The following is a 14,402-nucleotide window of genomic DNA, read 5'->3' as shown; positions in this document are numbered from 1 at the left end:
CTCGCTGGGTTAATGTTCTTTGCCGAATAGGCCAGCTGGGCGAATCAGCAAGACAATCGCCATCACTACAAAGACCACGGTCGATGAGGCCTCTGGGTAGAACACCCGCGTCAAACCTTCAATCACTCCCAGCAGCAAGCCAGTGACGATCGAGCCCATGATCGAGCCCATGCCGCCAATCACCACCACAGCAAACACCGTGATGATCAGGTTCTGCCCCATCAGCGGTGAGACCTGGTAGATGGGCGCTGCAAGCACACCGGCAAAAGCGGCCAAGGCTACGCCTGCGCCATAGGTCAGCGTAATCATCAAGGGCACGTTGATGCCAAATGCTTCGACCAAACGCGGGTTTTCAGTGCCTGCGCGCAGATAAGCGCCCAAGCGGGTTTTCTCAATCAGATACCAGGTGGCCAAACACACGATCAGCGAAGCCACAACCACCCATGCACGGTATTTAGGCATGAACATGAAGCCTAGATTGATGCCGCCTTGCAGCAAGGCTGGGGTGCTGTAGCTCAGGCCTGAGACACCGTAGGCCGAGCGGAACGCGCCTTCAATCAACAAGGTCAAACCCAGGGTCAGCAGCAAACCATAGATATGGTCGAGCTTATAAATCCAGCGCAGAAAAAGCCGCTCAATCACCATGCCAAAGCAGCCTACGACCAGCGGCGCCAACAGCAGCATCAACCAATAGTTGATGCCCAGATAGTGCATCGCCATCCAAGTAACGACCGCACCCATCATGAACAAAGCCCCGTGGGCGAAGTTGATGACGTTGAGCAGGCCAAAAATCACCGCCAAGCCCAAGCTGAGGATGGCGTAGAACGAGCCGTTGACAAGCCCGAGCAGCAACTGACTGAGCAATGCCGGCAGGGGTACTCCAAAAATGGTATCCATGAAAATGTGCCGCTGTATGAGTACACAACATATGCAGTCAGCGGCAAGGCACAGGCCTTGCGCTGACTACACGCTTATTACACGTTTACTGCGTTATTACTTCCACAGAGGGCATTTGGTTTCTTCTTGCAGTGTCCAGACCTCTTCACCTGGCAAGGTTTTGACCACGGTGAGGTAATCCCACTCACGCTTGGAGTCCGCTGGTTTTTTGACTTCCATCAAGTACATATCGTGGGCGTAGCGGCCATCCGGGCGGATCATGCCGCTGGCGTAGAAGTCTTTGAGCTCTTTGGAGCGCAGCACTTCGTTGACTTTTTTCGAGTCGGTTGTGCCAGCTTCCTCAACGGCTTTGAGGTAGTTCATCACCGCAGAGTAGTTGGCAGCTTGAATATCGGTTGGCATGCGCTTGGTTTTGTCGTAGAACTTCTGGGCCCAGGCACGCGACTCGTCGTTCTGGTCCCAATACCAGCTGGAGGTGAACTGCAAGCCCTGCGTGGTGGGCAGGCCCATGCTGTGGATGTCGGTCAAAAACAGCAATAAGCCAGCCAGTTTCATCGTGCTGGTGATACCAAACTCGTTGGCCGCTTTGATGGTGTTGATGGTGTCACCACCGGCATTGGCCATGCCCAAAATCTGGGCCTTGGAGGATTGCGCCTGCAGCAGGAACGACGAGAAATCAGAGGCATTGAGCGGGTGACGCACCATGCCTTTGACATCACCACCTGCGGCCTTGACTGTGGCTGCCGTGTCTTTTTCTAGCGAATGGCCAAACGCGTAATCTGCCGTCAGGAAGAACCAATCCTTGCCGCCACTATCGACAATGGCTTTGCCGGTGCCGCGTGCCAGCGCCACGGTGTCATACGCATAGTGAATCGTCAGCGGTGCGCATTGTTCATTGGTCAGAGCCGAAGTTCCCGCACCATTGTTGATGTAGAGCACGCCTTTTTCATTGGCCACGGTGCTGGAAGCGAGCGCCGTGCCCGAGTTCGTGCCGCCCAAAATCATCGAGGCGTTTTGTGTATCAATCCATTCGCGCACCTTGGCAGCCGCAATATCTGCCTTGTTCTGGTGGTCTGCAGTGACCAGCTCGATCGGCTTGCCCAGCACCTTGCCACCGAAATCGTCGATGGCCATTTGTGCTGCCGTCGCACCGTTTTTGCCGTCCACATCAGAATACAGGCTGGACATATCGGTCACAAAGCCAATCACGACCTTGTCTTGTGCGTGCGCCGCACCGGTCAGGCCTGCCACACCCAGAACAGCGGCAATTGCGGTCAGTTGGAATTTCATTGAAGTGTCTCCTTGTTATCGACATTTGCGCGGCTTCAAACCGCTTGTAAAAAGCCTGGTGGGGCCTGGTCTTAGAAAGGTACTAAACGCCTAGCAATTCATTGAGCAAGGGCATCTTGTCTTCGAGCTCGCTCGCCAGAATGTGCTCGACCACCTGGCCATGCTCAATCACATAAAAACGGTCGGCCAACGGCGCGGCAAAGCGGAAGTTCTGCTCAACCATCACCACCGTGTAACCACGTTGGCGCAGCAGCGTGATCATGCGCGCCAAGGCCTGCACAATCACCGGTGCAAGGCCTTCGGAGATTTCATCGAGCAGCAACAAATTGGCACCGGTGCGCAAAATACGCGCCACCGCCAGCATTTGCTGCTCGCCGCCCGACAAGCGCGTGCCGGGGCTGTGCTTGCGCTCTTGCAGGTTTGGAAACAACGTATAAATCTCTTCTATGCCCATGCCTTTGCCGTGACCCTTGAGCACTGGTGGCAGCAGCAGGTTTTCTTCGGTTGTCAGGCTGGCAAAAATACCGCGCTCTTCCGGGCAGTAGCCCAGGCCCAAATGGGTGATCTTGTGCGTGGGCATGCCAATGGTTTCGACCCCGCCGATCTTGATAGAGCCGGCGCGCTTGCCAATCAAGCCCGTGATGGCCCGCAAAATCGACGTTCTGCCAGCGCCATTGCGGCCCAGCAGCGTCACCACTTCGCCGGGCTGCACCGTCAAATTCACGCCGTGCAAGACGTGCGACTCACCATACCAACCCTGCAGATTGGTGATTTCCAAAGCAGGCGCAGCCGCGCCAACAACTTGTACGCTCATGCGTGTGCTCCTTGCAGTTGGCCATCGGTGGTGCCCATATAGGCTTGCATCACGCGCGGGTCTTGCGAGACTTCGGCGTAATTGCCTTCTGCCAAAATCGCACCGCGCTGCAGCACTGAGATGCGGTCAGCAATGGTCGAGATCACTTTCATATTGTGCTCAACCATCAAAATCGTCCGCCCTTTGGAGACCTCCTTGATCAGGCTGGTCACACGGTCCACATCTTCATGGCCCATGCCTTGAGTGGGCTCATCGAGCAGCATCAGCTCCGGCTCCATGGCCAATGTGGTGGCAATCTCCAGCGCACGTTTGCGGCCATATGGCAGGTTGACAGTCACCTCATCGGCCAGATGGCGCAAGTCCACCTCGGCCAGCAACTGCACCGCACGGTCATTGAGCAGGTCCAGGCTTTTGTCGCTGCGCCAAAAATGGTATTGCGTGCCCAACTGGCGCTGCAGTGCAATGCGCACGTTTTCCAGCAGGGTCAAATGCGGGAACACCGCAGAAATCTGAAACGAACGAATCACGCCACGCCGCGCAATTTCGGCCGATTTTTCGCGCGTGATATCGATGCCGTTAAAGGTGATGGTGCCGCGGGTGGGCTCCAGAAATTTCGTCAGCAAGTTAAAGCAGGTGGTTTTGCCCGCCCCATTGGGGCCAATCAACGCATGGATATGGCCACGCTGCACTTGCAGGTTGACGTTGTCCACGGCAGTAAAGCCCTTGAACTCTTTGGTCAGATTCTTCGTTGCCAGGATGGTGTCACTCATTCTTCAATCCACGCAAAACGTTAAGCCACTCAGAACAGCGCTCTGCAACAAGGTCAAAAAACTATTGTTGAAGGCACCAAGCTGGACTGAATGCTATGGATGCTGCAGTGCAGCGACAATGAGGGGAATCGGCAATGGGGTTAACCTCAGGGGCTTTTTGAGGCTGAAAATGTGTGCATTTTGTCTGCTAAAAAGGGCTTTTTCAGTGCCTGAAACAAACTGCTTGATTGCGCTCACAATGTCTTTGCACCGACAGTTGAGCGACTATTACCCCTTATAAATGCTCGGGCATTGCGAGCCAACGAATTGTCGCAATATGGCGGCCATTGAACCCGAGTCCATACAGCGCATAGACAATAATAGAGGCACTTGATTCACATGCCTGACACGCTTTGCGCATTCAACATCGACCGATTGCTTGCCGCTGCGGCCGTTTTTCACCCACTTATGCTGAAACCACCCCTGCCATGCACCGCAGTGCTACTGCGAATCAGGCCGCAGGCAGCGCGTTTTAGCAATACAAGCATCAGAGCCGTCATTGACAGTCAACATGAGCGACACCAACACTACAAAGCCATCACTTAAAGAAACCAAGCAATCTGGCCACACGCCGATGATGCTGCAGTGTATTCTCCAATGAAAAAGCTAATATTTCTTTCAATGCTACGCCTAATGCTACGCCAGATTTTCTAAACCTCTCCAACCAAATTGCTCAGCCTCTGCGCCATGGGCTATCTCTACCAAGCCTTCCAGTACTTACAACAAAACAGCTTTTTGCATCGACGGTTGCAGCTATTGCTAGCGCGTTTGCTGCAATTTTTTGCGTTTTTTGTGCCCATCATTGCAGCCAGCATTTCTTTAAAAAACCGCAAGACGGCAGCGGAATCACAACATTCTTTCGGTTAGACCTACTTCTGAAATCACCGTGGCAGACGATGAAGATACGCTCATGGTCAAGCATAGAAATCAAGGATCTGGACCTTTACTTATCCAAGATTTTTTCAATGATCACTTAGATCAGCGCTGCAGCACATTGATCGTCCGGGATGCGACATATAAATACAAAAAATTTCTCGAGGAAGTGGAAAATACAATTGCAGCGAAAATATAAGAAGAAATTAATTTGAATTCCTATTGACCATTTTTCTCTCTAACACAGACCCCAGCAACCAAACAAAACCAGATGGCACAACCCACAAAGCAAGAATAATTAGGCCCACCTTCTTTGATGAACTATGAAAAATAGAAAAAGCCAAAATAAACTCAAAAACAACTATGAGAAATGCATTCCCATGCTCCCTCAAGTGCTTATATGAAGTTATATAGTCAGCTCTTATAGATGCAGAATCACCTCTTCTTTTGCCTTTTGGGATTTCTACTCTAGCCTTGGATAGATTTTTGTAATATTCCTCAACTTTTGAATATTTATCAAAAAAAGCAGCCAGCGTTAATCCAATTGAAAACCCAGTCACACAGGTAAAAAGCAATGCAACAAATTGATTATCAATATAAATAAAAGAAAAAATCCCCACCGCTACAATAGAAGTAGCAATACAAAAATATGAACAACACGATGATTTTTCAAAGCCACCGAAACTCAGGTGAGCTCTATACGCATGAAAAACCAAAATAGGAGCGCTTGATAAATAACAAAAAGCAAATCCAACTGACGCCAAAACCGCAAAATCAGAAAAATCCTTTATCCCAGCTATCCCAATAGAACAAAGCACTCCCCCAAATCCAGAGGAGTGATAACCATTCAAATACAGAATAAGAAAAGCGCCAATCGCTGAACCAACAAAGTAGCGAATTGCATAATACTCCCACCACCTACTCGCCATAGTGCCGCCTGCTTATAAAAAATAAAGTGTATCTTATTACGTAAGATTTTCTCAAAAAATAAAATTTATTTAGACTCGGCCCTGTGCCTTCCTGCACATTGGTTTAGCAGCATAGGCAGAACTTGACGGCAACAAGCTGTTGAGGCTTTGATGGTCTCACACTGGGTCATCACGACCTATCGGACGATCAAGCCCGCCGCACATCAAAATAGGTCTCTTCGGGCGGCTTCAAATTCTGAAAGCCAGCCAGACAAGCTAGAGCGACAGTTAGTGCTGGCATACGGCTCCTTGCAGTACGAGTGACTATGCAAGGATTCTATATTTACAGCACATAATTGCCTCATTCAGTGCTTTTCAGCGCATTCCGCACGGCAGTATTCAAGCGCAGCATAGTCTGCTCGATCTCCTGATTAATCTCTTTGACCATCTCGCGCTTACCCGGCTCATCTCCTGCCTGCACCCTCCTGCGCAGCTCTTGCAGTCCACGCACGCGTTTGTGCACCACATCGGCCGCGCCATTCAGGCGCGCAAGCGGCTGGTCATTAAGCACCAAGTCCGCAGCCTGCCCCTCCCCCACGCGTCCTTTGTACTCAGCTGCAGCGCCATTGATGCGCTTGAGGTTTTCATAATAGGACTCACTTTGGCCGTTGGCGCCACGGGTGTTGCCGTAAAAACGACCAGCTAGGACGATCTTGTTTGGCGGTAGCTCGTCGCCTGTCAGCATCGACTGCGCCATATTGCCCGCTTTCATGATCTCACGGCCCACACCACCAGTAAGCTGGCCAATCAGGTATTCAATGGCATCGGGATTCAAGTCCACGCGACCTGGCTGCCAGTCGCTGCCGCCCGTGGCATTGTTGATGATGCGCGCAGCATGGCGCGTGATGCCCATGGTGCTGTCTTTGGCCAGTGCATAACGCGGCTTCGGATCGAGGGCAGAAAAATTCTCCCTGTAGATTGCTTGGCCTGTCCAGCTCTTATTTTGCGTCACCGCAATTACAGGATCAAGTGGCGTCGGCGTAAACATCTGCATCATGTTGTCTGCCCCGCCCAGCGGGTTGTAGGCATTCAGGCTAATCAACCCCATTTCAGCGATGTAGCTTGCGCGGCTCTTGGTCGGGTCATCAAGCATGGTCGCCTCCACGATGGTCCGACCCATGTTAGAAAAGACGTGAAATCCCAGCGGCAATGGGATCGCCAAGTAATCCTCTCGGCTGATGGGGATGATGATACTGCGCTCCTTCACGAAATCAGGAATGCGGGACCAGTTGTCATCGTCACCATCGCCACCCATCACCAGCATGCCGGCCATGCTGGAAATTGCCCCCAATGCAACACCCCCTAACATGATCTGCCTGCCGCGCGGCCCCGTCAGTGTTTCGTACATGCGCACGTTGCCCTGGATTGCGGCATTCAAGAACGCAAAGTAACTCCCCATCACGCTGGTATTGCGCCCCTTGCGGTTGAAGTTGACGGTAATGTTTTTGGCTAGGCTGGCTGCCTCTTGGCGACTTAGCCCCTCATCAAGCGCCACTTTATAGGTCGCCAGGCGACTTGTGGCCTCTAATGTTTCATTGAAGTCAGAGAGCCAATCCAGCGCTCCATATGTGATTTTGCTTGCGTTGCTGCGCTTGCCCATGCGGGAAAGCTCTTTGCGCAGCGCATCTGCACGGTCGTTTGGCGTGGCGTACAAATCACGGAAGCCTGTAGTGCCACCATCCAGCTGGAGCTGATCCCACAGCTTTGCCCACGGCCCCTGGCCAATGCCCGCCTCTTTGCGAGAGCGGCGCAAGTCTTTATAGATTGGGCGCAGATTGCTGGCGATACCCTTAAGGACCGCTGTTTCTTTGCCTTTTAGCGGCGTATTGGAAAGCTGCAGCGCTGTGGCCTGCACATCGCGCGCCAAGTTCATGGCGCCAAACACAGGGTTGTACTGGGTATTGACTGCGGCAAACCAGCGCGTGATTTTCCCCATGGTGCGTGTGAAGCGATCCAGCTCCAAGGCATCCAGATTCTTCATGGCCGCGCCCAAACGCAAGGCGCGTTCATTGCGGTCATTGAAAATCAGGTACTTGTCATGACCGCCTATCCGCACGGTCATTGCATTGTCTTTGAGTAAGGCCGTCCGGTCCGGCATCGTCTTCACGAGCCCAGTATCAGGGTCCACCATGCGTTTAGATGGCAAGGTAAATGTCCAAAGATTGTCGTCCGGGTTTTGCTGCGCCAACAAGTACAGCCGTTTGGCCACATTGTTTTTCTCGCCTCGGGTCAACGCTGCCTCGCGCTGCATCGCAATATGCCCAAGGATGTCTGTGACTTTTTCATTGGAGCCGGTGCGGCGCTTAGAAGCATCCCCTTTGGTGCTGAAGCCTTGGCCGATTGGATGCGCAAAACTATCTGGCTTGGCTTCGTCACGATGCAGTGGCACATAGTGCTTGTAGGTGCTGCGCCAGGCGTTAAGACTCTTGCGATCCATCAATCCATAGCTCTCAAGGGTTTTCAGCGTTTGATCGTTGATGGCATCCACCTTGGCGGCCAGTTTATCCAGTGCCGCGCGGCGCTCTGGAGCAAGGCCATCCATCACTGCCTTGGCATCTGCATCGCTCATCCCTGACAAGCTCAGTCGATCAACTTCTGTACCTTTCCATGGCTGGGCTTGCTTCCAGGTTGATTGCTCATCAAGCGCCATAGCCAGTGACTTCTGGATGTGTGTCGTAGATGTGCCTTTCGCAAGCGCACCTTGCAGGTCTTTACGCAACTGCAACACCTGCGCATCGGCTGCTGCGCGTTTGGCATCCAGCTCTTTTTCGGACAGGTTGCGCTCGGCCAAAACCTTATTGGCCTCTGGCGCATGGCGGGCATGGAGGAATTGCTCCATCTGCTCGATCGACACCGCAGAGTCATTCATGCCTTTGAGCAGCGGGCGCAACTCGTCGCGCATGAAATCCTGAGTACGCTTAGCCACTCGCTTATGAAATAACTCTTCGCCACGGTAGGCGTCATTGATCTCGCTAACCGTGCCGCCCAAATCCTTAATGGTTTGCTGGATGCGCTTCAGATCAATGAACTTGTCCTGCCATGCGTAAATGGCGGCATCCATGCTGTCATAGCCAGTCAGTTTTTTGACTGCATCCTGTGTCTTGGTCAAAACGCTTTGAGCCGCCTGCGGCACACGGCTGAAACGAATATCGCGATTGGCCGGGTCAAAATCCCCATAGTTGCCAGTGGCGGACTTGATCTGCTCCGGGCTAAAAACGGCGAAGATATCCGACACTTCGCTGTAGTCTTTATGCATGGAGTCTTCGGCATTCCTGAAGATGACGCTGTCATACCCCTCTTTCTTGGCTTGTTCAATGGCACTGGCAAAGCTCACCTCTCGGTACTCACTGCCGTTGTAGTCGATGACTTTAGGATTTTTTGCCGACAGGTATAGCGGCAAAACGTTTGCACCTGGCGTGCCGCCACCGGTCTCCGAATCTTCATTGATCCACGCTGGCTCACCACGCTCAAGCGCATCGCTAGCCATGCGATCTGCCTCGGCATTCATGTAGTCTTGCAGCTCTTTTGGCAAGACGTCGGACTTGGCAGCGTTTTTCAGCACCGAAACATTTAAGCCGGTGCGCGTCTCGGACAGGAATGCATATCCACTGGCGACCTTCGGGCTGCCCGAGAAAAAGAACGCTTTTTTTGCTGAAGCCGCCTTCGTTGATGCTCCAAGCGCAAGTGGATCAAAAAAACTGAGGTCAGCAGCGGTCCCGTGGTAGACCACCAAGGGCGATCCATTTTCATCCACTACCTTGCTGTCGCCAAACCAGTCGGCAAAGTTCTGCCATGTGGGCTTATTGTTCGGCGCCATGGCGCTGCCAAAGTGGGCCTTAGCCCAGTCCGCAATGCTTAATCGCCGGCCATCTTCTGCATTTCTGCCAAAGCTAAATGCTGCACGCATGCGCCCATTGCTTTTAGCACCCATCTCAGATGATTTGCCCTGCTCCACCCAGTCGCGCGCTGGCAGCAAGTAATTGCGGATGATGTCTCCATCACTCAGGCGCATCTTGTTGAAGCCGGGCACATTCTCACGCAGCCACGAGCGAATAGCGGCCACAGCGCGGCGCACAAAGCCAATCTCGGGCTGCTCCTGCGCCATAAATGCCAGCACCTCTTCGGCAGCCTCATTGCGCTGCTCACGACTCATGCTGTCCCATACTTGGGCATCTGTGGCATTTTCGGGCAATTTGCCATGCAGGCCATACTCGCGCGCCTGGCGAATCACATCCGCGCGCCGACCGCTTTGCACCATGTCGAGAACTTGGCCAAGCTGCTTGCCAAACACGCCGCGCAGGCCATAATGCCCAAGTGACTCGTGCAACATGACGCGCGCCACATCAGCATGCTTGGGTAGATTCTTGGCCACAAGAAACACTTTGCCGCTGTAAAAGAAACCTTCAACTGCGCCTAGGCCATCTTGGCTATTTGTAATTGCTTTCCGCACCGAATCCGGCACTCTGGCATCATCCAGAGACTCAAGTACTATAGTCTCTGGGGCATTGCGCCAATGCTTACGCACTTTATCGGCCTGCTGCTGCACCATAGACAGTCGCTCATTGCTTGGAGTGCGCACTAGATCTGCTACTCGTGCCAACGACAAATTCACTTTGCGATAGCCATCGAGATTTTTTTCAGATAGAATTTTCGGTATTCCCGGTTTGCTCTGCACAGTATTGGAGGATTGGACTCCAACCCTCTGCAGAACAGCTGGGAATACCTTTTTGTCGATATAGCGTGCAAGCCCTTGGTTGTACCAGCTCTGAAATGGCGGCGCGCCACCATCTCTGTCGTAAGCATTGGTCAGCAACCTCACAGATACGCCGCGCCCCGCGCTCGCATTTGGGTCAATCGTCAGCATCACAATAGAGCCATCCACAAGCTCTGGCGCGATCACCACCATGTCGCCCTTGATAGTGGCTGATTCGAACACCGCAGCAGGCTGATCTAGCCAGTCTGGCACACGCTTCCACTGATCAGCGGTCATATTAGGATGCTTTGGCGGTGATCCCCGCGGAGCATTTCGATCTGGCTTTCCAACAGCTGATTCATTCAGGTATACCGGGCCATGCCCAACCTTGAGCAAGTCCAGCACATCGGCGCGATCTAAAACTTTTGCCTGCTCTTCACCACGCGCAGCGCTTCGAGGCTTATCGCCAGAAAATAAGGCGTCAATCCGCGCCTCATAGTCGGAGGCGGTATTGTCTGTGCGGCTGAATAACGTCTTATTAGCGTGCTCGCGATACATCGCCTCCATGGTCTGAAAAACGCGGCCCTTGCCTTTGTTTTCCACAAAACCAAAGCGCTTGTAGAAACTCTTCAGCCGGGGCTTGCTGCCGCCAAAATCTTCGGAAGGCGTGAGCGCCACATGCTTGCCAGCCGCATCTGCATAATCGACAAGCGACTGCATCAACTCGGAGCCAACTCCACTATTGCGCGCCGCCTCAGGAATCACAATTTTCGAGAGCGTAACAATATCGTCGCGCTCACTGACCGCCACGCCTGCGCCAGCATTCTCGGCCTGCTTGCGCCATCCGTCTAACGTCTGCTCTTGCTTTTGGGCTGGCCGGCTAAAGCGCAACGTCTCCCGATCCTGTTGCCCCAACACCTGCTCACGCGCGGGAGTGGTTAGCGGCAACTCATTGGCTACGGCGTTGTATTGCCCTTGCTCTGCACCGCGTTCTGCGCGATTTGGCCAGCCACTTCCTTCTGCTCTTGGCTCGGCTCCTGCTGATTCAGCCAGCTCTTCATTAGGCCCAGACCGGGCTTGGTCCTCAACAAAGGATGGCTCTGCTGCGGTGGTTGCTGCTCTTTGGTTATCACGGTTTAATCCTTCCAGTAATTGGCTTCGGCTTAGTGTTGGACGATCTCCAAACATTCCGCCTTGCACTTGATTTTCTTGGGCAATGCGGATCTGCTCAAGCGCTTTATCTGCAAAATTACGCAAACCCTCGGCAATGCGCTTGGCGCTGCGAATGTTTTGCGCCATGAACTCGGCGACAACGAACGTTTCAGGATTCAGATCCAGATCGGTATTCTTCAATGCATCGTTCAGGGTGATGCCGCGCCGGCGCGCATTCACCGCCAACGCGGCAGCATCAGCAACAACCTGACGAATATCAAACTCGCCACCATCACGCAGCTGCGCCATGGCGCCAGATGCCTCGGCCAGCGCAGTCATCACGGTTCGCGCTTCTGGGTCAGTCGCCTGGGCGAACAGCTTCACCAGCTCATCATTGCCATAGGCCTGCTTGAAAGATGCGGCCGTCAGTCGATCAATGGCCTGCCGCGTTGGCGAGCCATCAGGGTTGAGCATATTCCCGCGCTCAGCCTCAGGCATGGCATTGATGAAGCCACGAACGGATGCCGGCGTTGGGATTCCGCTGTCGTCGTACTCCAGCGCAGCCAGGTTCACGCGCTTGGCGTCGTTGCTTGCCTCTTCAACTGGCGACAAGCGCGCCGTGGCCACTGTGTTGCTGCGGTCGCCAATATCCGGCGTCACGTCCGCCTCATCCATCACACGCACCAGCATGGGCGCCTGCATCTGCGCAATGCTCGTGGTTTCAATTCCCAAGGACAGCGCATCTTCTTGCAGCTCAGCACGGTAGTTGGCCGCCGTGCCGCGCCGATAAGCCTCTGCCAAACCAGCTGCGCGGCCATTACCAGCGACAGCACGCAATTTGCCGGGCAGGCCTTGCGCATAATCTTGCGCCGACAAACCATCCGCAGTGTTGGATGCAATCACATCCGCCGCATCCACCACGGCATAGCGGGTGCGCACGCGCTGACCACGACCATCAGCCACGGTTTCCTCACGGCCTAGCACAGAAGTTGCCGGGAAGTCTCCAAACACAACGGGGGCGCCTTGGTCCATGGTGCGGGACGGGCCTGTGCGCAAATAGTCTGGATTGGCCGCAATCGAATTCATCTGCTCAATGCTGGCTGCGGTGCTGCGATCACGGTTCTGCAGCACCGTATCAGCGGCGCGGGCATCACGGTGCGTTATTGGTACCGGCTGCGACTCGCGCGCCTGACGTGCCTGGTCATCCTTGGCAGTGGCCGCTGCCAGCTCATCCTGAAACGAAGTGCCCACGTTCTCAGCGTCTGCAGCAATTTGCGCCTGAGCATCCACCTGAGCGCGCAGCGCCTCTCTCTCAGCCAGCTGCGCATCAGTCAACCCCTCGGCGGACTCAAGCACCTCCAGCTCAGCCAGTCGGTTTGCAGCGGTTGAATCAGCGACTGGCGTCGGCGCTGCCTGCGCCGCATCAGCAGGTACTCCAGCACGGCGATCCCAGTTAGCGATCGCCTGCGCCTTGGTCATACCCTTGAGGTATGGATTCGCTTCTAGCTGCCTCTCCGACAAGATCTCGGCCATTGTCGTACTGCCATCGGCACGGGCGAAAGCCAACCCTTTCGCGCCGCCAAAATGGTGTGCGGCATAAAGGGTGTGGTTATTGACCTCTTGCCCTGCCTTGCGCAGCAAAGCAGTGTTTTCACGATCCAGCGCTTCTGCCATCTCGGCGCTGCGCTCAAGGTTGCCGCGCTGCGCCAGCAACTCTTGCTCACTCAGGCCTTGAGCCCAAGCTGGCTTGGCCTTCTTGACGGTATCCAGCCATGTTCCGCGCGTGAATTGATCTGCACCATATGCCGTGGACTTTGGATTTTTTGCGTCGGCTGCACCACCTGACTCTAAAGTGCGGCGGTATTGTGTGTAAGCTGCCTGGTCAAACTGGAGTGCTGCTGTTGAGGCCGGCCGGCTATCCTGGTTAGTTGTGGCTTCACCTAGTTGCTCCGACTCGACTGCAGGTGACACAGCTTCGTTGCGTCCACGTATTGCTGTAGCACCACCAGCAAGCGCTGCGCCTGGCATCGTCGCAATGGCAGCCTCGGTGCTTGTTCGGCCAACATCTCGTGTCAGGGCGCGGTCGTCGTAATCAGATGCTTGATAGTTCGTTGCGATCTTTGGCGCTACTTCTTCTAGCTGCTCACCTAGGAATTCACCAGCAGCAGCGCCTACGCCAGCCTTAAAACCAGATTTCGCGCCTCCAGCGACAACCTTCTCCAAGCCCATTCGTCCGCTAACAAAGCCCGCAGCAGCACCCACGCCGGCAGGCAGCAAAGAGTCAGACTTGGCAACTTCTGTGGCCTGGTCCTTATCCATGCCCTGAGCAATCAGGGTGTCGCGGATGTCCTCAAACGCCTCACCGCGTGCGCCGCCTGCATTAAGCCCGGCATTTGTAACACTCCCAGCAAGCAGCGCTTGGCTCGTAGCCTGCGCCGCCGTCGCTCCGCGCGCCACTGCAGCTACTTGCGCACCTTTGGCTGCGGCGACGCCCGGCACAACGCTGGGTACGTTCGTTGTGACCAGGCGTTGAGCGGCCAGCGGCTCACCGGCATAAGCCTTGGCTGCCTCCACAGCCTGATCAATAACTCCATCTGGGTTGGCTTGCGCAATCTTTGCCTCTACTCGCTCAACCGCCTGCTTCGTTGCATCACTTTGCTTGTCGCGCCAGTAATCAGCGTTGTCGCTGAAGAACTCCGCTACTACTCCATCAGGAGAAACCAAGTTCGGCACTGCGCCAGCAAAATTGTTGACACCCTCTGCGAGCTGTACAGCAATGTCTTTGGCGGCTTGGCCATAAGTGCGGCCAGTTTCAGGCTTCGGATCAAATTGATCAAACGGGTTTACATCGACAGCGTTATCGAACTGATCGAATGGGTTCTGTTCTTGCGCCATACATCCTCTTG

At 54.3% G+C, this 14,402-nt stretch carries 6 protein-coding genes; all 6 read right to left on the bottom strand.

All coding sequences use genetic code 11. From position 1 onward, the window contains the following. Nucleotides 1–9: 9 nt before the first annotated feature. Nucleotides 10–897 (bottom strand): branched-chain amino acid ABC transporter permease, encoded by an 888-nt coding sequence (locus E8K88_RS12065; protein ID WP_136406925.1) that lies wholly within the window; start codon nucleotides 895–897, stop codon nucleotides 10–12. A gap of 96 nt (nucleotides 898–993) precedes the next feature. Further along, nucleotides 994–2,187: an ABC transporter substrate-binding protein gene (locus tag E8K88_RS12060; protein WP_136406924.1), complete on the bottom strand. Its 1,194-nt coding sequence runs from the start codon at nucleotides 2,185–2,187 to the stop codon at nucleotides 994–996. 82 nt (nucleotides 2,188–2,269) lie between these two features. Next, the gene (locus E8K88_RS12055; protein WP_136406923.1) at nucleotides 2,270–3,001 is read right to left on the bottom strand and encodes an ABC transporter ATP-binding protein; all 732 of its coding nucleotides are present in this window, start codon (nucleotides 2,999–3,001) and stop codon (nucleotides 2,270–2,272) included. Beyond that, complete coding sequence (locus E8K88_RS12050) at nucleotides 2,998–3,771, bottom strand: ABC transporter ATP-binding protein (protein ID WP_136406922.1); 774 nt, start codon at nucleotides 3,769–3,771, stop codon at nucleotides 2,998–3,000. Before E8K88_RS12050 ends, E8K88_RS12055 begins: the two co-directional genes overlap by 4 nt. 1,118 nt (nucleotides 3,772–4,889) lie before the next feature. After that, a complete protein-coding gene (locus E8K88_RS12045; protein WP_136406921.1) occupies nucleotides 4,890–5,612 on the bottom strand; it encodes a hypothetical protein in 723 nt (240 codons plus the stop codon). A 340-nt stretch (nucleotides 5,613–5,952) separates the two neighbouring features. Next, nucleotides 5,953–14,391, bottom strand: coding sequence for an LPD38 domain-containing protein (locus E8K88_RS12040; RefSeq protein WP_136406920.1), 8,439 nt, complete (start codon nucleotides 14,389–14,391; stop codon nucleotides 5,953–5,955). Nucleotides 14,392–14,402: the final 11 nt, after the last annotated feature.

The organism is Lampropedia aestuarii, from assembly GCF_004803635.1.
GTDB lineage: Bacteria > Pseudomonadota > Gammaproteobacteria > Burkholderiales > Burkholderiaceae_C > Lampropedia > Lampropedia aestuarii.
Note: the sequence above shows the minus strand (reverse complement) of the source record. Positions and strands in the feature narration are given on the sequence as shown.

Coding starts and splice junctions, on each gene's coding strand:
- E8K88_RS12065 (WP_136406925.1), bottom strand. CDS start 897: ATGGATACCATTTTTGGAGTACCCCTGCCGGCATTGCTCAGTCAGTTG.
- E8K88_RS12060 (WP_136406924.1), bottom strand. CDS start 2,187: ATGAAATTCCAACTGACCGCAATTGCCGCTGTTCTGGGTGTGGCAGGC.
- E8K88_RS12055 (WP_136406923.1), bottom strand. CDS start 3,001: ATGAGCGTACAAGTTGTTGGCGCGGCTGCGCCTGCTTTGGAAATCACC.
- E8K88_RS12050 (WP_136406922.1), bottom strand. CDS start 3,771: ATGAGTGACACCATCCTGGCAACGAAGAATCTGACCAAAGAGTTCAAG.
- E8K88_RS12045 (WP_136406921.1), bottom strand. CDS start 5,612: ATGGCGAGTAGGTGGTGGGAGTATTATGCAATTCGCTACTTTGTTGGT.
- E8K88_RS12040 (WP_136406920.1), bottom strand. CDS start 14,391: ATGGCGCAAGAACAGAACCCATTCGATCAGTTCGATAACGCTGTCGAT.